Genomic DNA, 21,957 nt, shown 5'->3' on the forward strand with positions numbered 1-21,957 from the left:
ACACCCTCTCTTAAAAACACTATGGTTTTTGTCAGTTTCTATGAGTGTGAGAGTAAAGAAAAAAAACCTTCTCAAAGAAGAAGGCTTTTTTCGAAACATTCTCCTCATCTATCAAGCTCTGCTTGCTGGATTTAGCACCTTTGCCTAGGCTGGTTGCTGAGGTTTCATCGGGCCAGTCCCTTCACCTCTCTCGATAAGATTTATTAAGTTTAATTTTCTAAACATTTCAAAATTTATTTATATTTAATTTACATGAATCATCTGATAATTTCAAGAGTATATTTATCATTTTTTCATTTTCTTCAGACTTTTTAACGATACATCCTTTTAGAAAGCAAGGCTCCCCATTCTTCCGACAAGGATTCAATGGAAAGCAAGGACATTGCCCCCTCCTCCCCATCACGCTTATGAAGGATGACATCCGTTGCATAAAGTACCGTAACCTTATCTTGAAGCCGATCCAATAACACGATATCATCTTGTTGGCCAATTACCCCTTCTTGTATAACCCTAGCAAAATAGCCAGTTAGATTAGTGTCCATCACCAATTTCAAAAACTCTGGCTCTTTGTTAAAGTGGGAGATGGTCGAGCAAGGAATACGCCCCTGTGTAATCTGAATAACGGTCCCGCCAATGCTATAGATATCGCCTATAAACGTTTGACGTTCAGTCATTCCAGCAATCGTCAAATTCTCCCCAAATGCAGGGATGGAAAGCTGCTTATTGAATGTTCGATTCCATAAATCATAATGCTCAAAGGGATAAAAACATAGTGCACGGTCAGGCCCTCCATGGAACTTTCTGTTACCCACTCCATCCCTATCAATCCCTGATTTTGTTACGGTGATATAGTCGATGGCCTTCTTATCCATTGCCGTTTTGATCTTTACCCCCGAAAGCTCCTCCTCTTTTGGCATCCCAATTTGAAGAGACATGATTTTACGATTTTCCATTGGACATCTTCCATTTCTTTTAAATTTCCAGATTGCAATAAAGAAACATTCTTTATATTCAATCTATTCAATTATTTGATTATACCAAAAAAAAAGCAATAACCTCTTTACTAGGTATAAAATTCGATGTGAAAAGAGAATGATATAAAAATAATCCCTTTGTTTTAGTAATTTAGTTGCTATTTCCAAATTAATTATGATAGAATATGAACACAATATATAGTCGAAAAAGACAATCCGTCGCCTATATGTTGATTCACGATTAATTTCCTCATTGTCGCTCTTTAGGGGGCGAATTTTTTTGTCTCCTTTTAAAAAGGGTGGAAAACTGTAGATCCTTACTAATTATTTATACCTAACAAGTAACTACCAAATTGAACAGGAGATCTTCTTTTAATGAAAATTTATAGGTGCGATCATTACTTTCCTCACAGTACACCACTTTTTTGATAATTTTGGTGATTTTCTTATGCCTTCATTTTCCCCTTAGCTTCTATTTTTTCGCCCCTTATATTCCAGGTATCGTAACAGCCATGCCGATATCGTTAGCCAAGCAGCTCCGGCAACAAAACCTGCCACAACATCGCTCGGGTAATGCACCCCTAGATAAATGCGGCTCCATCCAATGACCAATGAAGCCAAAAAAGCCAAAAACCATATAATGCCGTTCATATATTTACTTTTGACGATTCGTAAACATACAACTGCAATGCTTCCGTAAACGATAACCGAAGCCATAGAGTGACCACTAGGAAAACTATATCCGGAAACGGATAATAATGGAGCGATATCGGGTCTTTCCCTTTGAAAAAGATATTTTAGCCCCCAATTAAATACCCCACCCATTGCTGAAGTGATTATTAAGTATAAAGCAAGCTGTTTTCTTCTGTATAAGGCCAAAATCAAGGCAAATATACCAATTAGTACGACTATCCATGTCACCGACCCAAAAAATGTGAGCGTAGTCACAAAGCTGATAAATTGTTCACTAAAGGGCACTTGGATGAAATTGATAAGGATTTTATCAAATTCGATTAACTCCCCTTCCTTCAGTTCTTCCACAATTTCAATAAAAATGAAAAAATAAACTAGGATTAAACCAGCCATCATGGCAATATAAAGAAGTTTTTTTGAAATATGTATGCTAAAAAAGTTATGCATTCTCGGACACCACCTTTTCCCTCATTTACCACACTACCTCTAGGATAAAACAAAAAAAGCCTAAGCGATATGACTTCGCTCAGGCTTTTTTTACGCTTGTTTCTTTTTAGGCTCCGCTCTTTTGCGTGTCGTCTTTTTCTTTACAACCATTTTCTCCGGCTTCGTCCTGTCAATGGACGCTTGTAAAGCTGCCATTAAATCCGTCACATTATTGGCCACGGGTTCTTTAGATTTTGCTGTAATGGTTTTCTCGCCAGTTTTCTTTGATTCAATCAATTCAAGCAAAGCTGTTCGATAATCATCTTTGTATTTAGTCGGATCAAACGTCGATGTCAACTGATCAATTAATAATATGGCCGTATCGATTTCTTTTTTTGCAATGGCATCATTAGCAGGAATATTAGGAACGTCGGTTGCAGAACGAACCTCATCAGGGTAATGAATGGTTTCCATCAACAATGTGTTATCCACGACCCGAAGGATAGCCATTTGTTCTTTGGAACGAATGATGATTTTAGCGAGACCAACCTTGCCTGACTCCAAGAGTGCTTCCCTCAAAAGAGAATAGGCTTTTGTACCGCCATCGTTTGGAGACATATAATAGCTTCGGTTGAAATAGATTGGATCAATTTCCTCTATTTTAACAAAATCAATGATTTCCACTGCCTTATCTTCATTTTGTTTTTTTAATTGCTCAAGTTCATTGTCTTCTAGGACAACAAACTTTCCTTTTGTATACTCAAACGCACGAACAATATCATCCTTGCCTACTTCTTTCTGGCAAACTGGACAAACCTTTTCATATTTTATCGGTGAATGGCATTCCTTATGCAAAGTTCGTAAGGATATATCCTTATCTTCCGTTGCCGCATGAAGCTTTATCGGGATATTCACCAAACCAAAAGAAATGCTGCCTTTCCATATTGTATGCAAATTCCTCACCTCATCGTTGATTAATTGATTCACTATTATTATCATTCCCATTTCTTTCAAAAAAATTATATCTCAACTCTTAAAATTAAGATTTTATGGGGAAAATACTAATAAACGCATTGAACGGAGGGAAAAATGTGGTAAAACCAATGTTGCCCACCTATCATCCAGAAGCTCCTTGTTCTAAGGAATGGATATATGAAGTCAAATATGATGGCTTTCGGGCCATTTTAACGATTGAAGAAAGTAAAGTGGCAAAGCTGACGAGCCGGAACGGAAAAGAGTTGCTGCCTCTTTTTCCGGAAATCGGTGAATTCCTAGAAACCTTGAACCTCGAAGGTATACTTCCCCTTCAACTAGATGGAGAACTAGTTTGGCTAACCAATGAAGCCAAGGCAGACTTTTCCGAGATACAGTGGCGTGGACGTTTGAGAAACCAAACATTGATATCCGAAGCTTCCACTCTCTCCCCATGCCGATTCATAGTGTTTGACTTACTAACCTTAAATGGAAAAGACATTACCAAACAAAACTTGTCGGAACGGAAAGCTATGTTGAAGGGCTTAGGAGAAAAACTTCATTTCCCAGAAAATCCTAGCCCCCATGAAGAAAGCCCGATCCAACTGATTGGAAACTATGATACTGCAAATGAAGCGATGAATAAGGTCATTCTCATGGACGGGGAAGGGATTGTAGCCAAGAACATCAACAGCATATGGCACGAAAAACGTTCAACCTCCTGGATCAAGGTGAAAAATTGGAGGGTAGTCCCATGCTTTATCACCGCTCTTCATAAAGAAAACGGATATATTTCAATTTCCGTTTATAAAGACGGTGTAATCACCCCGATTGGGAGCGTCAAAAATGGCATGAGTGCCCAGGATAAAACCATTTTACACGAATTGATAAAAAAAAATGCCGTAGAAGAGAATGCTAAGTTCTTTTACCTCCATCCTTCCATTTGTATCGAAGTGCAATTTCTGCATGTTCATGAAGAAAATGAATTACGGGAGCCTCAGTTTTCCCAGTGGCTGTTGCAAACGATACCAAGTGAATGTACTTGGGAGAGGTTCCTTATCAGTCAATTTACTTTTCCGGAGTCGGTCCATATAACATCACCAGATAAACCGATTTGGGCATTTAAGGATAGAAAGGTGATAAAAGTTGAATACCTCCAATATTTACGGGAGGTGTCATCTCATTTCTTGCCTTTTCTAGCCGACAAACTTCTGACAACGATTCGTTACCCTCATGGCGCAATGAACCCTGAACGTTTTTTTCAAAAAAATAAGCCAGAGTATGCGCCCCCATCGATTCAAACGTTCCTGAATGAAGACATCGAGTATATGCTATGTAATGAACTGGAAACATTGCTTTGGTTTGGCAACCAACTTGCCTTGGAGTTCCATGCACCATTTCAGAAAGCTGGCTCTACTAAACCAGATGAAATTGTATTGGATCTTGACCCTCCCTCGATTGAGTATTTTAACTTGGCGATTCATGCCGCTCTTGAAATAAAGAAAGTCTTGCTTCCATTACATATAGAAGCATTCGTAAAAACTTCAGGAAATAAGGGATTACAGATTCATATTCCACTACCGGAAGATACTTTTACTTATAAAGAGACACATATTTTCACTGATTTTCTTGGTCAATACTTAATAAGCTCCTTTCCAAATGACTTTACCTTAGAGAGAATGAAGAAAAATCGAAAAAATCGACTTTATCTCGATTTTGTCCAACATAGTGAAGGGAAAACCATTATCGTCCCTTATTCCCCTCGTGGAAATCATTTCGCCGGGGTAGCCACCCCCTTATCATGGGAAGAAGTGAATGAAAACCTTAGACTGGAAGATTATACAGTGGAAACTGTACCTAACAGGATCAAAAGGTTGGGCTGCCCCTTCAAGAATTACAGGCAGATTGATAACGGCCCAGCATTTCTAGAGGTTTTATCCTTCCTTAAACAACAAAAGGGGCCTTATAAGTCCAAAAAATAAAACAGGTGAAGAAAAACGAATCGTTTTTCTTCACCTGTTTTTCTTTTTTTATAATAATTTACTGATTTGACAGCCTTTTGTCCCTTACCATTTCGTTTTCAAAAAGCTTTGTACTTCATCCCGCATCTTTGCATATAATTTTGTTTCCTCTTCATATTCATGTTTTTCAAGCACTGTGAAAACCTCTGGCTGATCGATGTCTATTTCAAGCAACGCTTTGAACTCATAGGTTGCATTTCCAATCAGGTCAATGGAATACGCATTACTCTCTTCATCATGGTGAACGATACATTTCACTTTTCCACCGTTGTTATAAACGGAAATTTCCTGTTCAAGCGAATTAAGTCCAATCGAGCAAGTAACCAGACTTGAAGCCGACATCGCGGTTCCACAAGCATTCGTGAAGCCTACACCTCTTTCGAAGGTACGAACATAAATGCTCCCAGGTGTCAGTTCTTTTACAAAACTGACATTGACTCCATCTGGGAACAGGTCATTCGGTTGGTTCACTTTCGTGGCTAGATCTTCCTGCAAATCACTTTGTAATACACTGCTATCTACCAAAGTGATCAAGTGTGGATTGGGGACCGCCAATGCCGAAAATAGAAGTGAATCATGCAATTCAGGAAGCAACTGATTTAGCAATTGATCTCTTTCTATTACAAGTGGAAGATCCTTCACCCGAAAGCTGACCGGAGAAATTTCCACTTTGAAGGTTGGGATTCCTTCATAAATATCATCCGTTTTTTCGACGAGTAAATTCACTTTCATCGTCTCAACAGTCATTTTATCAAGCCCTAAAACATCATTCGTATACCTGGCCACACACCGAAGTCCATTACCACACATGGAAGCTTCTGATCCATCTGCATTAAATACCCGCATTCTGGCATCTGCATGCTCACTTTTCATGACAAACAGAATGCCATCCGCTCCAAGCTTTTCTCTATTGCAAAGGACCTTCGCTAATTTTTCGCGTTCTGCCTCTGTAAAGGTCAGAGTTGTTGTTAATTCATCAATAATTAAAAAATCATTACCCGATCCATGAATTTTAAAACCTTCAATTAACATCCTGTCACATCCTCAATGCTGTTCATTTATTTTAAATATTCTTTATCATAGCATTATAAGTTCAAACATGTCATCGGGAAAATTCCAATTAAGCGAATATTCCATCAAGAAAGCCGAGTTGCCATACAAAAAAAAGCCTGTGGAGGTAATGCTACCCACTCCACAGACTCTTCAATTCATATTAACCTATTATAAAATAGATAATAAACAATATAGCGCTAACATACATTGGACCTGAAACTTCTTTCTCCTTACCTGTGACCACTTTCAGAAATGGGTATAGAATAAACCCGAAAGCCATTCCATCTGCAATACTGTAGGTAAATGGAATGAAGGTAATGATTAAAAGTGCGGGGATGCTTTCTGTATAATCGCTAAAGTCCATTTTCTTAATATTTTCAAGCATGAGCATGCCGATAATGATTAAAATTGGTGCAATGGCACTATCCGGAATCACCTTAATTACCGGAATAAATAAAAGTGACAAAAGAAACAAGAACCCCGTGACGACTGATGTTAAACCGGTCCTTCCACCTGAGGCGATGCCTGCAGCCGTCTCAACAGTGGCTACCGTCGGACTGGAACCAATAGGGCCAGAAAGAAGAACGGAGACACTCGTTGCCTGTAGAGACTTCTTATAAGCCTCCGGACGTTCGATGCTGTTCACATGTCCGTGTACAAGACCAATGTTTTCAAAAGTTAGTACCATGGTCATCGCAAAAACACTTATCCAAAATTCAATTCGCCCCACCTCGATAAATGACAGTGAAAAAAAGAGTTCACTATAAGAGGCTGTATCCAAACCAGAGAAATGGATATTCGAGATTTCAATCGTGCCAAAAAAGTACGCTATACAGCTACCTAGGATGATCGTAATCATAAAGTTTCCTGGGACATTTTTAATAAATAAAGCAATGGCAAGTAAAAATGTCAAAATCGTTGCTAGAACAGATGGGTCGCTCAAATGACCAAGTCCAAGAAGCGATGAAGAACCCCTTGTAATAATCCCACCCTTTTCCAAACCGATTAACAGTAAAAATAAACCAAGACCAACAGAAATGGCGTCTTTTATGGAACCTGGAATGGAATCATTAATCATTTTCGAGAACTTTGTAAAAGCGATGATTACAAAAATAAGGCCCGAAACAAAAACAGCACCCAGAGCCGATTGGAAGGATAAGCCCATTCCTTGAACCATTGTGTACGCAAACAGGGCATTGACGCCCATACCGGGGACGATGATTATTGGTACATTAGCCCACAACCCAATCAAGATACAACTCACTGCGGAAAGGATAATGGTTGCAATCACCGCTCCATTAATAGGTATACCTGCTTCAGATAAAATCAGGGAATTCACGACGAGAATATATACGATTGTGAAATAACCAACCACACCGGCAAGAATTTCACGTTTTCCATTTGTTCCATATTGGGAAAAATGAAAAAACGTTTCTAAATTTGTTTTCTTCATGTAGTATCCTTACTATGTTGTCCCTCGCCCACCCGCTTGTATAAGTGACAAACTGCACTTCGTGATTTTAACAAATATTCATTTAAAAATAAATAGAAACTCTTAAAAATGAAAAAGCTGATGGGATGATTCCATCAGCTTTTGGTACATTGTTTTTATTATTTTTCTATGTGGTCATAACCGTTAACGACCAGTTCCAATTTGCCTTTATCCGGAGAAATGATAAGTCCATGGACAGGAACATTCTTTGGAATCAGAGGATGGCTTTTAATAACCTCTACACTATTTTTTAAACTTTCATAAACATCATCAAATCCACGAAGCCAACTCTTGATATCGATGCCTGAAGCTCCGATTGTATCGATTGTTTCCTTTTGAATGCCACGTTCTACCATTTTTTCTACCGTAACATCAGCATTGACAGAAGCCATGCCGCAATCATGATGAGGGATGACGAACACTTCATCCGCCTTCAATTCATATATAGCAATCAAGATACTACGCATGACGCTACCAAACGGATGAGAAACAATCGCTCCGGCCGTTTTCAATATTTTCACATCACCATTTTTGACATTCATTGATTTTGGTAACAGCTCAACAAGGCGAGTGTCCATACAACTGACGATAACCATTTTCTTTTCAGGGAATTTGTCTGTTTTGTACTTAACATATTCCTCTTTTTCAACAAATTGCTCATTATAATCTAGAATTTCATTAAGTAAACTCATACCTTCACCCTTTTTCTATGTATTCTATTATGTATTACTATTTGATTATATCAAATCTTTAGACTATTAGCCAAAAAAATTGCCTAATGCTAACCTGATGCTAAAAGGAACGATGATGATGTACGGCTACACAATCCCCAGATCGCAAGTTTGCAATCCTCCTCCATACGCAAAGGGAAACTAAGAAGAGGTGTATTGGCCTTGAATATCGTTTCCCAATCCTTCGAGAGCACCATACTTGATAGCCACCTTCTTTCCGGTGCCACTCATAATTTCAAAAGAATAAGAACCCTGCTGAAGTTTGTATGGATATCCATTCATTCTTGTCATAATTATAAATCATTCTATTGATCTTCACGAGGGACTTTGTACCGTTTTCTTCATAATAACCAATGAGTTCGCCTCTTCGGTTCATGGCCGATACTTTATTGATAACCCCTCCTTTTTATTATACTCGGCTAGTAAATGACCCTTGTTCCATCATAAAAAAAAGGATCCGCCTAAGCAGAATCCCCGGTATAAAACTTATAAAATCCTAAATATGAAGGGAATGCGATAGTCGACCCCTTCATAAGCTCTGACTGCAGCTATGATTGTAAATACAACTAAAGCTATACCTATGACCGGTAATAGTACTGCACCAATCAATATGATTACAAGTAGACCAGCGACGATGGAATATACCGTATAAGAGATAAAGAAGTTCAAATATTCCCTTCCGTGATAATCTACAAATTGGGATGAATCCTTCTTAACTAACCATATGACTAAAGGACCGACAAAGGCGGTAAAAAAGCTAATTACATATATTAGGGCAGCAAACACTCTTTCATCTTTAGTGGGCATGTGTTCTGTCCCTCCTTTCTTATATGAAATAATACGATTCAAAAAGCAATTAGTTTCATTTCTTACATGTTTTTTTAATAAAAGTAAGTCTTTTTTCCCCCATCTTAAAACGTTAACGGATAAAAAACCGAATAAGTTGGCCCTTCCCACGCATACAGATTAAATAGTGGATTGTCCACGTAAGAATGGAGGGATATATTTGCTAAATGAATTCCAGGCCTTCATCCTTGGAATCATCCAGGGCTTAACTGAGTTTTTACCGATTTCAAGTACAGGCCATTTATATCTGGGGAGGCATATTTTCCATCTTGACGAAGCGGGCATCTTTCTAGATACTATGCTACACATTGGAACTTTACTTGCTTTATTGGTCGTTTACAAAGAGGAAATCATATTCTTATTGAAAAATCCATTCTCAAAATTGACGCTTCTTCTGGTAGTAGGAACGCTTCCGGCGGTTATTGCCGGTCTCCTTTTAAGTGACTGGTTTGACAGCCTTTCAAAAACAGGGTTGACGATTGGTTGGGAATTCCTCGTAACCGGAATGATTCTATGGTGGGCCGATGGAGTCAATAAAGGGAATAAGAAACTAGATGATATCTCCATAAAAGATTCCTTTATCATCGGTACCTTTCAGGCGGCTGCAATCATGCCTGCCTTATCACGTTCCGGATTGACCATCGCAGCTGGTCTTTTTTGCAGGCTTGACCGGGCAACAGCCGCCTATTTTTCTTTTTTACTTTCCATCCCTGCCATTGCCGGAGGAATCGTCTTTCAGATGAAACCCATTTTCACGGGAGAGGTTGAAAGGATCCCTTTCATGGCTCTTTTGATAGGTACCCTCGCTGCCGCAATCTTTGGATATATAGCCGTAGTCTGGATGATTGATTTCTTAAAGAAACGATCTTTGAAGATGTTTTCCATGTACGTCTGGGCACTCGGTACGATAATTTTATTCATGCAATTCACTGGACGATTTTAACAAAATAAAAAAGCAACTTTTCTTAGTGAAATGCTGACAATCGGGCTCAAAATCAAGTTGAATACCAACCAAAACCTTCCCAATTTCCACCTTCAAAAAAAAGTTGGAAATTGACGAAAAAAAAAGGCAAAAAACCTATTCCCAAACCGTTTATTTTTTAGTATTATACCTTCGTAAGGTTCTTTAGATTTAAATACTTTCTGAAAATAAAAATAGGGAAGGCAAATGGTGCGCCACCGGTTTCCGGTTCTAGTGGGTTCGATTCCCACCCCGAAATTTTTTGATGAACGACTTAAAAAATTTCGAGGGTGGGCAGCGGCTACGCATAAGGACTGCCCTCAAACGGAGGGACGGAAATGTTAAAAAAGAGAGATTTTGCAGATTGTTTTTCTCTTTATGAACACATGACTCATCCAGATGTCTTCCCTTTCGTGCGCCATAAAGTAGATTCATATGAAGAATATGTATTCATTACTAAGCAAACGATTGAGGCTGAAGAAAAAGGTGAGCTCATTTCACGAACAATCTTAGATGAATGGGAAAATCCCGTTGGTTGTATTTCTTTATACGATATTGAAAACGGAGCTGGGTTCCTAGGTACATGGCTTGGAAAACCTTTTCATGGTAAAGGGTATAATGTCGTTGCCAAAGACGCCTTCTTCAAGGAATTATTTTTTGAGCTCGGCATGGAAACGGTTTTTATGAGGATTCGCAAAATAAATATCCGTTCCATTAAAGCAGCCGAAAAGCTTCCTTATGCGGTCAAGGCAAATGAAACCAGAAAAGCTCTCTATAATCAAATAAATCAAGAGGAAGACATTTATGATTTATTTGAAATTCCCAAGGATTTATACACCTTGCATATCCTTAGACAGGATAATGATGAAGACCAGCAATTACTTGAAGCTTAATCTTAATAAAGGCATGCCAACTCTTTCTTACGAAAGAAAAGGTACCCTATCATTTATATACAGAAAACGGAAGCGTCCCGGATTTGGGACGTTTTTTTATGTTTATTTACATTTCCCCCTCTTTTAGCCATATGGAGTACAACTTTTCTGGGCCGAATAAGCATATACCCTATTAATTTACTCAATCTTTTTCTATAATAAATACAATTGACCAATTACTAAATACATTCAAATAGTCATGGAAAGGATCTAATTATGAAAAAAATCATTCTTTTTATCATCCAGCTTTTCCTGTTGGTTATCATTTGTGAACTAGGGATTTATTTATCCAATTTCTTCAGTTTGCCCATTCCAGGAAGCGTAATTGGCATGCTTATATTATTCATTTTATTACAAACTAAAATTTTAAAAGTGGAGTGGGTTGATATTACATCAACCTTTTTAGTCAAACATCTGGCCTTTTTCTTCATTCCGATTTCTGTAAGCTTAATGACCATGGGGTGGCTCTTTCTAAAATACGGACTTCCCTTAGCCCTAACACTGCTAATCAGTTTGATTATCGGGTTCATCGTATCATCCCTGGTCGTCCAAAAGTTCTCCCGTAGAGAAGAGGTTAAACAGCGTGACAACATTCATCACACTTTATAGTATAATGATTACGATCATAGCCTATGCTATCGGTAGGAAAATATACAGTACACATCCTTCACCTTTTACAACGCCTGTTTTTTTTGGAACAGTCACTATTATTCTCGCGTTGCTAATAAGTGGGTTGGATTTCAATGACTATACCCCAGGCAAAGACATCATCACGTATTTCTTAGGACCGGCTACTGTTGCGTTGGCCGTTCCTCTTTATAAAAATAGAGCCATAATCGCAAAATATGCGATACCAGCAATCAGCGGCATGGTTCTGGGTCTTGCCGTGACATTAACCCTTGCCTTAACCATCGCCAAAGCCTTAACACTTCCGCTTTATATCCTTCAGGGATTGGCGGTTAAGTCCATTACAGTTCCTATTGCCGTGGAAATCACCAAAATTTATGGCGGAAACCCTAATATTTCTGCAGCTTTCGTCATTTTGACCGGTGTTTTAGGCACGATGATCGCACCTAAATTGATGGATAAACTGAACGTCACGATGCCTTTCGCCCGTGGCATTGCTTATGGCACAATTGCACACGGACTTGGGACTGCCCAAGCAACACAGGAAAGTGAATTTACAGGAGCGGTCGCAGGTGCGGCAATGGCCCTTTCCGGCATCATCATTTCATGCTTATTTCCACTAATTAATCATTTTCTCTAGCATGATAAAAAATCCACATCGTCATTTGCCGATGTGGATTTTTTATGAAAAGATTCTGACTGAGGACCTCCTATTGCCCATCATTCCCAGGCAATTTTGAACTTTTAAACGGATGGTAATCAAGTGTACCAGCGTTGGTCAGGTTAACTGTTATGTTAATTTGGTCAATTGAATTTCCCTTCAAATAATCATTTGGTTCCTTAAAGCCTTTAGCTTGCCAAAATTTCAATTCTTTACGGTATAGAGTTCTCCCCAGACCCAGTGGATCTCCATTCCGTTTTAAGCCTATTTTATATGTCTTTTCAATTTCTTTTCTTATATAGTCTTGAACTACATTTTCAAAGTTCTTTAAAGGTTCTGTATTTGACATTTCCAAGATACTCCCATTAATATGTATATCCAGGTTGTATTTAGCTTCATTATCTTTAATGAACGGTTTGATTTTCACTTTAGGGTGGGATAATGAGATGTAATTTGTGCCGTCACCTTTTTTAAATTCAAGTGGTGTTCTATTCGTGTCTTCCGTTACCCAGCGCAATCCTTTTAAATCATCAATGGAATACCAATTTAACGATTTTTTATAATACAGGACAAAAGCTCCGTCAATCATGAAAGTCCTGCGCTTTTTCTTGTCCTCGGTCCAATCCTTTTCACTAAAAGAAATCGTCGGAAGGATCGTAGTTATCGAAACGTCCCTGTAAGTGGAAATAAAGGTTCTCAATGAAATCGGTTTAATATAGGAAATGTTTTCATAAACCGCTTTTGGAAAATGCAGCTCTGAATATAAAGGCGTTAAATTGAAAAAACCTTTAATAGCAAACAATTCCTCCAATGGCTTGTTCGTCGCAAAAATATTACTTGAATACCGAATCAAATTATATCTGAATGCGGCATCAATTATATCATTTATATTGTGCTTTAACGCCCTATCCGTCAACACAAAGGTCGAAACTTGACCAAGGTATAATCGTTGTTGTGCCGACTGATACAAATGGTTTATTGCCTCGGCAATGGATTTCCCTGAATGTTTCCCGACATACACCTTTCCCGGTTCTGTACTCTTGTTTTCTTGCTTGGCTACACCAGATAAGTCAACCAACTGTACATATACCTCATACTTGCCATCAAGATAATCCACTCCTAAAGTAGTCACGTAATGGATATCCTGAATATCCTTATAATCCCAACATCCCGTTAAAAGTGTAAAGGCCGATAAGATGAGAAAAAGCTTCGACAATCGTCGTGTCACTGTTTACTCCCCCTTTTCCGTTTGGTCTAGAGCGCCTTTAGTTCTTTTCTTAACATTCCATGGGATTTTTATAAAAGCATCTGAAACTTTCGAAAGACTTGGAGGTGAAAGTTCATTCATATAAGGTACTCCAAACGACTCGAGAGAGGAAACCCAAAAAGTGACGAATATAAATCCAATAAGTAAACCATAAATACCCAGAATAGAACTAAGTATTAAGATTAATAAACGGATGATTGATACGACCCCTGTCAAAGATTGATTAACCAAGGTGTAGGAAGCCACTGACGTGACTGCAGCGATGACAAGCATTGTTGGAGATGTCAATCCGGCACGAATTGCTGCGTCACCGACGATCAAACCACCAACGACTGCAACAGTCTGGCCAACTGCTTGAGGTAACCGTACTCCCGATTCACGGAACAACTCGAATAACCCTAGCATGAGAAACATTTCAAGCGCAACAGAGACAGGTAGTCCCAATCTGGAGATACTGACTGTTGCAAGTAAAGGAAAAGGCAATTGGTCTATGTTATACGCCGATAATGCCACCCAAAAACCTGGAAGCAATATAGAACACACCAATCCAAAGACTCGTAGAAGCCTTTCTAAAGAAACGAATATGAAAGGAAGGCTTGAATCTTCGGCCGCTTTAATCTGAAGCAATAATGTTGTCGGTGCTATGATGACGGTGGGTGAACCATTCATAAGTACAATGAACCTGCCTTGGTTTAATGATCCCACGCAAAAATCGGGTCTACTCGTATAATGAGTCAGTGGGAACAGCCTGAAATTTGCCTTTGAGATCAACTCCTCAAGCTGTTGATTACTAATCAATACATCAATATCAATTTCATTCAGTCTTTTCCTTACCAGCTTAACAAGTTCAGGATTTATTATGTTCTCTATATACATTAGGGCGACTTTTGTTTGGGTGCTCTTCCCAATGGTAAACTCTTCATAGGATAGCGAAGCTGTTCGCATCCTTTTACGTATGAGAGCCACATTCGTTGCAAGATCTTCCACAAACCCATCCCGTGGGCCCCGAAGAGAAATTTCAAATGAAGATTCCTCCGGACTCCTGTTTGGAATGTCTGGTAAAGGTAATGCAAAAAGCTGCTGTGTTACTTGGAAAAAAATAAGGATTTCCCCGCTGAATACCCGTCTACTTATGTCCTCTTTATCAATCGGACCGCAAGAAAGCTCTGTCAAAGTCAAAGAAGGATGAAATGGAGGCTCGAGCTTTTCATGATCATCCTTTTGCTCCAGCATAACGTGAATGTATTGCAATACATTATTATTCAATTCAATTGTATCTACCATTCCAGGGTAATAAAATAAGAGGATGTTCGCTTTTTTATTCTGTTCACTTTCCATTACCCTAAATAAAATATCCGAACTATTCTTGAAAAGTTCTCGAAAAACTTCTTCCGTATAATAGTATGGTTTATCATGGGCGCTTTTGAATCGTTTCATCAGGAACCACCTTTCGTTTAGGTTTCATCTTGGCTGCCACTGTAAATAAAAGAATAAGAATAATGAGCAAAAAGAAAGTACCCAGAAAATAATAGTTCTTTAAGAATGTATAAAAATGAATATCGCTTAAGGGAATTACATTGATAATAATCATCATTATTGCCAGGACTAACAGGATCCCTTTCTTCATATTCGCTGTTTTTACTCTTAATAAATCCGGAAGTAAAAACATCGCCATTGATACCCGAATAAAGGCGCCAGCAATCCATTGATATATGGAAAAAAAGTCTGTATGGGCAATGTACTTCCCGATAGTCAACAAGCGCCATTGTTCATAAGCCGGATATCGCATTTCGCTAGAAAGAATTGGGCCGAACTCAATAATGGCACCGGTAAGCGGGCCAAGGATTAATACCGTGATGATGGCCATCATCCCCAATACCGTTTTCAGTTTAATGGCCTCTCCATTTGAAAGATGATGCTGAAATAATATAACGATAATCAACTCCAGATATCCATTTGCAATGTAGTACATTGATTTAATCCCAAAAAAATAACCCTGCTCAAATAGTGGAAAGAGAAAATCATAGTTTTTTTCGGGTATATTACCAGTAGCTACAAAGAAACCTAAAACAATCACAATGGGTAATAAAATCGCTGAATTAATGGCAATGGTCTTAAGGTTAGAATACGCAAGCACGGCACATATACACGCAAAAGGTATAATAATGGCGATTGAAGGTGTTTCTGGCAAGGACGTGGTACGGACCCAGTCAACCATATCTTTAGCCGTCGTCAAGATGATCGTGATCAAATATACTGAAAGCACAAAACATATTACCTTTGTAAACCGTTTTCCCATTCGATTTGCCAACCAGGGAAAAAGATGCTCCGTTTTTTTCTTCTTTAAAATCCAATACAGAAGGAACGCCCAACCAATAGATAAAACACCTGTGAGAACAGCAAATATCCAAGCATCTCTTCCTGCCACATCCAATACCAAAGGAATGATCATAACGTGGTTCAGCAATCCTACCGAAAGGATGACTATCGGTAGTGAAGAATTAAAATTAATCTTTGTCATATTTTAAACTCCATAAGGGAAAAGTTTTATCCATAACTATAAAGCATTCATTGTTTTGGAATAATAAATAGCATTTGCAGTGTAATAGGAATATATCCAAAAAGAAAAGTTATAGGGTCTATTTCTAAAAGACACTTCAAGAAAAAACATAAGGGAGCCGCAACGTAGAATACGTTGCGGCTCCCTTATGTTTTTTCTTTTTTAGTGAGTTCATATAAATGTCTTAACTCATAGGTTTTATACAATTCTAACTTTCTTCGTTCAATAGGATGATAACTGATTCCTGCAGTTTTTAACTGCTGAATGAACCATCCTTTCGAGTATTGGTGAGCCATCCTTCCCCCTCCTCTTTTCGAAAAAAGATATGCTTGAGGAAGGGAAATAATAACCTACTTTTTACTTTTCATTACATTCGTCAACAATTCATACATTTCCGCCGCAGTTTTGAACGGACGCTTTTGACGCATTTTCGTTTGGTATGCGTCGGAATTATTGACTAGATCAAGAAGTGCCTGGTTAAAGACTTGATCTGATAATTCCTCTTCCTGAATCACCTTACAGAAGCCTTGCTTTTCAAAGCTTGCAGCATTTAAAATCTGATCCCCACGGGATGCGGCCGCACTAAGCGGAATAAGTAGCATTGGCTTTTGTAGGCCGAGGAATTCAAAAATTGAATTCGAACCTGCTCTTGATACAACAACATCAGCACACGCTAGCAAATCGAATAGTTCTTCATGTACGTATTCAAATGGGGCATACCCTCTTTGCTTAAGTTCCGACTTGACATTACCTTTTCCACAAATATGAATAATTTGATAATCCTTTAATAATTGATCCAAGTTATCCGTTATCAAGTTATTTATTTTAACCGCTCCAAGACTGCCGCCCATGACCAATAATACGGGCCTGCTATTCGTGAAATCACAAATGGCCTTGCCTTTTGAAGGTTTACCTGTGAATATCCCATCACGTAGTACCGCCCCAAGGTACATGGCCTTATCTTTTGGCAAGTCCTTTTCCGTCTCTTCAAATGTCGTGAATATTTTAGAAGCAAGCGGCATGGCAATTTTATTGGCTAGCCCTGGTGTATAGTCAGATTCATGAATCGCTATGGGGATTTTCAACATCCTTGCTGCCAATACGACCGGAACCGAAACAAATCCACCTTTTGAGAAAATGAAGTCAGGCTTAGTTCGTTTTAAAATCTTTCTTGCGTCAAAAATCCCCTTTATTACACGGAAAGGATCTTTTGCATTTTCTACAGAAAGGTACCGCCGGAATTTACCAACTGAAATCGTTTCATATCGAATTTCAGGAAATTCCTTTTCAATGATATCTTTTTCAATCCCTTTTTTAGAACCGATATAAGTAACATCCCACTCGTGTTTTAAAAATTCCGGGATGATTGCTGCATTAACTGACACATGACCGGCTGAACCTCCACCGGTAAACACTACTTTCTTAGTCAAAATTTCCACCTTCCAAACTTAAAAAATCACTTTCCATCCATAGTACCACATTTCAAGGGTATATTTACTCGAAAATGCAAACAATGATATAGAATAACGTAATAAATGCAATGAGCGATTATTTTTTCATTTTCACTCTGAATATATTATAATCTTAGTATTCTACAATTCTACAGAATACATTGGAGGAACATTACATTGCAAGAAGTTTCTGAATCTCTTAATCAATTTGAAGGAATTGATGCATGGACACAACTAGGAATTTCTATCATTATTTTCCTTCTGGTCCTTTTGTTAAGGAAAGCATTCACTACTTATATTTTCAAATTTTTCCTTAAAATCGCAAAAAAAAGAAAAATTGAATTTGCCGCCAACCTAATGCTAGCCATTGAGCAACCAGTAAGATGGCTCATCGTTTTGATAGGGATCATCATTTCGATGCACTACTTTCCAATTGACATCCCATCAGAAATTATGAGGTCGAAGATATACCGTTCGGTCTTTGTCTTCTTGTTCTTTTGGACGATTTTCAATATCAGCTCGATTTTAACCATCTTGTTCCCTAAGTTAGTTAGTAAATTCGGACTTGAAGTCGATCAAATAGTGATGCCGTTCTTAACGAAAATCATTAAATTGATTATCTTGGCACTGGGAGCATCAATTATTGCGGAAGAATGGGGATTTAACGTCAATGGATTTGTTGCAGGTCTTGGACTAGGAGGTCTAGCCTTTGCCCTTGCTGCAAAGGATACTGTCAGTAACTTCTTCGGTGGAATCGTTATCGTTACCGAAAAACCTTTTACTATCGGCGACTGGATTAAAACACCAAGTGTCGAAGGGACGATCGAGGACATTACGTTTCGTAGTACGAAGGTTCGTACATTTGCGCAGGCTCTCGTTACGGTTCCGAATGCCACCCTTTCGAATGAACCAATCATCAACTGGTCCAAGATGGGCAAAAGGCAGATTGCTTTTCATTTAGGCGTGAATGTCACAACGCCAAAGGACAAGTTGGAAAATGTCATTAAGAGAGTTGAAAAAATGCTTACTGACCATCCGGAAGTCCATCCCGAAACCATACTGGTGAAATTTGATGAGTTCAGCCATACGGGTTTCAACATCTATTTGTATTTCTTCTCAAACGAAACCAACTATGGGGAGTATTTAGCCATCAAAGAAGATATCAACTTTAAGATTTTGGATATCCTCGAAGAAGAAGATGTCCAGATTGCCATCCCTTCTCAGGCATTCATCCTACAAACCGATTCGCATACAGCAGACATGAACGATTTTCAATCCATGCATGACTGACAAAAGGGACTGCCTAAATACCGGCAGTCCCTTTTTATATCTTGCCTTAAATAAAATCAAAATGTTCATGGGATTTTATGATATAATTCTTTCATTGTGAAAAAATTTCATACACCGAGGTACATCGATGAATCAAACTTATAAAAAGTCAGAAAAGATCCGTTTGTTATTTTATATTTTGATACCTATCCTCATCACCCAAATCAGTCTCTATGCCATGACTTTTTTTGATGTGATGATGTCGGGCCAATACAGTACCGAAGATGTTGCCGGCGTCTCGATAGGAAGTTCGCTCTGGACTCCAGTCTATACGGGATTGAGTGGCATTTTGATTGCCTTGACTCCGGTCGTCTCACAGCTAATCGGATCAAGACGTACAAAATTGGTATCCTTTTCAGTGATGCAGGCCATATACTTGGCCATATCCTTAGCCGTCATAGTTTTAGTCGTCGGGTCATTTGTTTTAAACCCTATTTTGAATGCCATGGATTTGGATTCAACTGTCCACCGGGTCGCGCATGACTATCTGGTTGCCCTATCAATCGGGATTGTTCCATTATTCATATACAATGCCTTAAGATCCTTCATTGATGCACTGGGTCAAACAAGAATTTCGATGGTTATTACGTTGATCGCACTTCCGATAAATGTTGTGTTCAATTACCTTCTCATATACGGAAAATTTGGTTTTCCGAAACTTGGAGGGGTCGGTTCTGGTTATGCCACCGCGATTACCTATTGGTTAATCGCTATCATTGCCATCTTAGTCGTGGTGAAAATGAATCCGTTCTCTTCCTATCTCGTTTTCCATGAATTTTTCAGGGTATCTTGGATTGAATGGCGGTCCCTATTAAAGATAGGCGTCCCTATCGGATTGGCCATCTTTTTCGAAACAAGCATTTTCTCAGCCGTTACCCTGTTCATGAGTAAATATGATACAATCACTATTGCTTCACATCAAATTGCGATGAATTTCGCGTCATTGCTTTATATGATGCCGCTTAGTATATCTATGGCCCTAACCATTGTCATAGGATATGAAATTGGTGCTAAACGATATAATGACGCCCGTGAATACAGCAAGATAGGAATAATCATGGCTCTGTCGATGGCCCTCGTCAGTTCAGCTATCCTATTTTTCTTCCGGGAACCTGTAGCTGCTCTCTACACAAAAGATCACGCTGTAGTTGCACTAACTTCCCATTTTTTGATCTATGCCATCTTCTTTCAGATATCCGATGCCCTGCAGGCACCCATTCAGGGAGTACTACGTGGATACAAAGATGTCAATGTCACTTTCGCTATGTCACTTGTCTCCTATTGGGCACTCGGACTGCCTATAGGCTATCTATTTGCTAAGTTTACGGAAATGGGAGCTTTCGGATATTGGGTCGGTTTAATCTCCGGTTTGGCACTAGGAGCAATAGGTCTGGCCGCTCGTTTACGATACATTCAGCAAATAAAATTCAATAAAACCGCTTAAAAAGGTGAAAAAAGGATTTATCCTTTCTTCACCTTTTCTTATCTTTATCTATCCTATTACTTCTTATTGATTTTACCTAGAATATCACTTCCGCCTGTGATTGGAATGACGCTTCCGGTAATGAAATCAGATTGATTTTCGCACAAAAAGGTGATGACTCGTGCAACGTCTTCTCCTGTTCCGGGTCTTCCTACCGGGACCAACTCATCCTTCTCCCCCTTGGCCATAAAAATCTCGGCTTCCTTCCATGCACCTACGATATCCCCTGGACAGACCATATTGACCGTGATTCCATTGGTTGCTTCTTCTAATGCCAATGTTCTTGTTAAAGAGGTCAACCCGCTTTTTGCAGCAGCAAACGCCGAGCGGTAAATCCAGCCGGGTGCCGTCTCACAACGGTCAAAACCGAGCGTGATGATCCTACCCCATCTTCGCTTTCGCATATGAGGGATGATTTCCTTTGTCATAAAGAAAAAACCATTTAGATTACCGTTCATCATGTAATTCCATTCTTCACTGCTATACTCGGTCATGGATTTTCGTTCATGCAAATAAGGTCCTGCATTATGGATGAAGAAATCGATTCTTCCAAAAGTATCCATAACCACTTCCACCAGGCTCTTGCAATCTTTCTCAACTGAAGCATCGCCTTCAATTGCCAATGCTTTTACTGAGTAAATTTCCCTCAATTCTTGTACCAATGCTTTTGCTTCCTTTTGACTTTTCCGATAGGTGATGACTATTGACGCCCCCATACTTGCTAGGGAATAGGCAGTCCTTCTACCGATTCCCTTTGCTCCTCCCGTAATAACAGCTACTTTTTCATCCACAGGCATCCCTCTTTACCAAATGATTTTTATTTTATATTATACATAGGCATGGGTTATTTTCCTAAAAATTAACATACCGGAAAAATGAACCCATGGGTTTGAGCCTGCATAAAATAACAAAAATAACCCTGTCACCAGAAATGCAGGAGAAAGGAATTCAATATGTTTCCTTGGAATTCACTTTTTTCTTTCCAGAAAAACTCAAATCAAAAAGACTTCTTAAAGAATATGCAGCAAAGTGATGTACAGACCTTTATTGAAAAGGTATTTACACAAGTCATACCAGAAAATATGCAAGGAATGACGAACCAAGCTAATAATCCTTTCCAAAAGGATAATAAGCCTTCAGAACACCCCTTACATTCAGAAGTTTTCGAAACGCATTCATTTGTCTTCATAAGAATACCCATCGAGGATGAAGCCTGGCTCAAACAAATGAAACTGAAACATACTTCTAATCAATCAATCGTTGAAGGTATACCAGAAGCATCGGATCGACATGTGATTACATTGCCTGCTCTCGTTAAGAAAAAAGGTGCTGCTGCACAATATAAAGACGGTACATTAGAAATCCGTCTGCCTAAAAGCTTTAATTCGCAGTATTCCGAAATCGATGTTTCTGAATTTTAATTCCTCTAGAACGATTACATGCAATCATTTCTGAACTAACGCAAAAAAGAGTGTACC

At 38.8% G+C, this 21,957-nt stretch carries 21 protein-coding genes and 1 riboswitch; of the genes, 8 read left to right on the top strand and 13 right to left on the bottom strand.

What is annotated here, in order from left to right; all coding sequences use genetic code 11:
• Positions 1–101: 101 nt before the first annotated feature.
• Positions 102–200, bottom strand: a riboswitch (SAM riboswitch).
• 111 nt (positions 201–311) lie between these two features.
• The 3 genes from ACQKL0_RS17290 to ACQKL0_RS17300 all read right to left on the bottom strand — a co-directional run bounded on the left by ACQKL0_RS17290 (position 312) and on the right by ACQKL0_RS17300 (position 3,047).
• On the bottom strand, positions 312–953 hold the full coding sequence (locus tag ACQKL0_RS17290; RefSeq protein ID WP_427688831.1) for an MOSC domain-containing protein: 642 nt from the start codon (positions 951–953) through the stop codon (positions 312–314).
• A 486-nt stretch (positions 954–1,439) separates the two neighbouring features.
• Positions 1,440–2,114: a phosphatase PAP2 family protein gene (locus ACQKL0_RS17295; protein ID WP_427688833.1), complete on the bottom strand. Its 675-nt coding sequence runs from the start codon at positions 2,112–2,114 to the stop codon at positions 1,440–1,442.
• A gap of 90 nt (positions 2,115–2,204) precedes the next feature.
• Positions 2,205–3,047, bottom strand: coding sequence for a Ku protein (locus tag ACQKL0_RS17300; RefSeq protein WP_402868883.1), 843 nt, complete (start codon positions 3,045–3,047; stop codon positions 2,205–2,207).
• Between the two features lie 137 nt (positions 3,048–3,184).
• On the opposite strand from ACQKL0_RS17300, the gene ligD reads away from it, so the two are divergent.
• Positions 3,185–5,047: a DNA ligase D gene (gene ligD, locus ACQKL0_RS17305; RefSeq protein WP_427688835.1), complete on the top strand. Its 1,863-nt coding sequence runs from the start codon at positions 3,185–3,187 to the stop codon at positions 5,045–5,047.
• Between the two features lie 84 nt (positions 5,048–5,131).
• On the opposite strand, the gene dapF is transcribed toward ligD, so the two are convergent.
• From dapF to ACQKL0_RS17325, 4 genes are all read right to left on the bottom strand, one after another.
• The gene (dapF, locus tag ACQKL0_RS17310) at positions 5,132–6,118 is read right to left on the bottom strand and encodes a diaminopimelate epimerase (protein ID WP_427688837.1); all 987 of its coding nucleotides are present in this window, start codon (positions 6,116–6,118) and stop codon (positions 5,132–5,134) included.
• A 181-nt stretch (positions 6,119–6,299) separates the two neighbouring features.
• Positions 6,300–7,592 carry an NCS2 family permease gene (locus tag ACQKL0_RS17315; protein WP_427688839.1) on the bottom strand — a complete coding sequence of 431 codons (1,293 nt, stop codon included), beginning with the start codon at positions 7,590–7,592 and terminating at the stop codon, positions 6,300–6,302.
• A 158-nt stretch (positions 7,593–7,750) separates the two neighbouring features.
• Positions 7,751–8,323 carry a beta-class carbonic anhydrase gene (locus ACQKL0_RS17320; protein WP_402868892.1) on the bottom strand — a complete coding sequence of 191 codons (573 nt, stop codon included), beginning with the start codon at positions 8,321–8,323 and terminating at the stop codon, positions 7,751–7,753.
• Between the two features lie 525 nt (positions 8,324–8,848).
• Positions 8,849–9,169: a DUF4870 domain-containing protein gene (locus ACQKL0_RS17325; RefSeq protein WP_402868896.1), complete on the bottom strand. Its 321-nt coding sequence runs from the start codon at positions 9,167–9,169 to the stop codon at positions 8,849–8,851.
• A gap of 199 nt (positions 9,170–9,368) precedes the next feature.
• Here ACQKL0_RS17325 and ACQKL0_RS17330 point away from each other — a divergent pair, with 199 nt between their 5' ends.
• The 4 genes from ACQKL0_RS17330 (at position 9,369) to ACQKL0_RS17345 (ending at position 12,368) form a co-directional block, all read left to right on the top strand.
• Positions 9,369–10,151, top strand: a complete 783-nt coding sequence (locus ACQKL0_RS17330; RefSeq protein ID WP_427688841.1) for an undecaprenyl-diphosphate phosphatase — start codon at positions 9,369–9,371, stop codon at positions 10,149–10,151.
• A 356-nt stretch (positions 10,152–10,507) separates the two neighbouring features.
• Positions 10,508–11,062 (top strand): GNAT family N-acetyltransferase, encoded by a 555-nt coding sequence (locus ACQKL0_RS17335; RefSeq protein ID WP_427688843.1) that lies wholly within the window; start codon positions 10,508–10,510, stop codon positions 11,060–11,062.
• Positions 11,063–11,317: 255 nt separating this feature from the next.
• Positions 11,318–11,710, top strand: a complete 393-nt coding sequence (locus ACQKL0_RS17340) for a CidA/LrgA family protein (protein WP_402868903.1) — start codon at positions 11,318–11,320, stop codon at positions 11,708–11,710.
• Positions 11,685–12,368, top strand: a complete 684-nt coding sequence (locus ACQKL0_RS17345; RefSeq protein ID WP_402868905.1) for an LrgB family protein — start codon at positions 11,685–11,687, stop codon at positions 12,366–12,368. Before ACQKL0_RS17340 ends, ACQKL0_RS17345 begins: the two co-directional genes overlap by 26 nt.
• Positions 12,369–12,438: 70 nt before the next feature.
• Here the strand turns inward: ACQKL0_RS17345 and ACQKL0_RS17350 are convergent, their stop codons facing one another.
• The 5 genes from ACQKL0_RS17350 to ACQKL0_RS17370 all read right to left on the bottom strand — a co-directional run bounded on the left by ACQKL0_RS17350 (position 12,439) and on the right by ACQKL0_RS17370 (position 17,655).
• Positions 12,439–13,617, bottom strand: a complete 1,179-nt coding sequence (locus tag ACQKL0_RS17350) for a Ger(x)C family spore germination protein (RefSeq protein WP_427688845.1) — start codon at positions 13,615–13,617, stop codon at positions 12,439–12,441.
• Between the two features lie 3 nt (positions 13,618–13,620).
• Entirely contained in the window at positions 13,621–15,093 is a 1,473-nt protein-coding gene (locus ACQKL0_RS17355; protein ID WP_427688847.1) for a spore germination protein, read from the bottom strand.
• The gene (locus tag ACQKL0_RS17360; RefSeq protein ID WP_427688849.1) at positions 15,068–16,177 is read right to left on the bottom strand and encodes an endospore germination permease; all 1,110 of its coding nucleotides are present in this window, start codon (positions 16,175–16,177) and stop codon (positions 15,068–15,070) included. Before ACQKL0_RS17360 ends, ACQKL0_RS17355 begins: the two co-directional genes overlap by 26 nt.
• A gap of 185 nt (positions 16,178–16,362) precedes the next feature.
• Positions 16,363–16,512, bottom strand: a complete 150-nt coding sequence (locus ACQKL0_RS17365; protein ID WP_402956889.1) for a YflJ family protein — start codon at positions 16,510–16,512, stop codon at positions 16,363–16,365.
• A 54-nt stretch (positions 16,513–16,566) separates the two neighbouring features.
• Complete coding sequence (locus ACQKL0_RS17370) at positions 16,567–17,655, bottom strand: undecaprenyldiphospho-muramoylpentapeptide beta-N-acetylglucosaminyltransferase (RefSeq protein ID WP_427688851.1); 1,089 nt, start codon at positions 17,653–17,655, stop codon at positions 16,567–16,569.
• 189 nt (positions 17,656–17,844) lie between these two features.
• Between ACQKL0_RS17370 and ACQKL0_RS17375 the strand changes: the two genes are divergently transcribed.
• Together ACQKL0_RS17375 and ACQKL0_RS17380 are read left to right on the top strand one after the other, a co-directional pair.
• The gene (locus tag ACQKL0_RS17375; protein WP_402868914.1) at positions 17,845–18,957 is read left to right on the top strand and encodes a mechanosensitive ion channel family protein; all 1,113 of its coding nucleotides are present in this window, start codon (positions 17,845–17,847) and stop codon (positions 18,955–18,957) included.
• 127 nt (positions 18,958–19,084) lie between these two features.
• Positions 19,085–20,440, top strand: coding sequence for an MATE family efflux transporter (locus ACQKL0_RS17380; protein WP_427688854.1), 1,356 nt, complete (start codon positions 19,085–19,087; stop codon positions 20,438–20,440).
• Positions 20,441–20,496: 56 nt separating this feature from the next.
• Here the strand turns inward: ACQKL0_RS17380 and ACQKL0_RS17385 are convergent, their stop codons facing one another.
• The gene (locus ACQKL0_RS17385; RefSeq protein ID WP_427688856.1) at positions 20,497–21,270 is read right to left on the bottom strand and encodes an SDR family oxidoreductase; all 774 of its coding nucleotides are present in this window, start codon (positions 21,268–21,270) and stop codon (positions 20,497–20,499) included.
• 162 nt (positions 21,271–21,432) lie between these two features.
• Between ACQKL0_RS17385 and ACQKL0_RS17390 the strand changes: the two genes are divergently transcribed.
• Positions 21,433–21,900 (top strand): Hsp20/alpha crystallin family protein, encoded by a 468-nt coding sequence (locus ACQKL0_RS17390; RefSeq protein WP_402956879.1) that lies wholly within the window; start codon positions 21,433–21,435, stop codon positions 21,898–21,900.
• Positions 21,901–21,957 lie beyond the last annotated feature (57 nt).

Source organism: Peribacillus sp. NPDC097264 (assembly GCF_050277925.1).
Taxonomy (GTDB): Bacteria; Bacillota; Bacilli; order Bacillales; family DSM-1321; genus Peribacillus.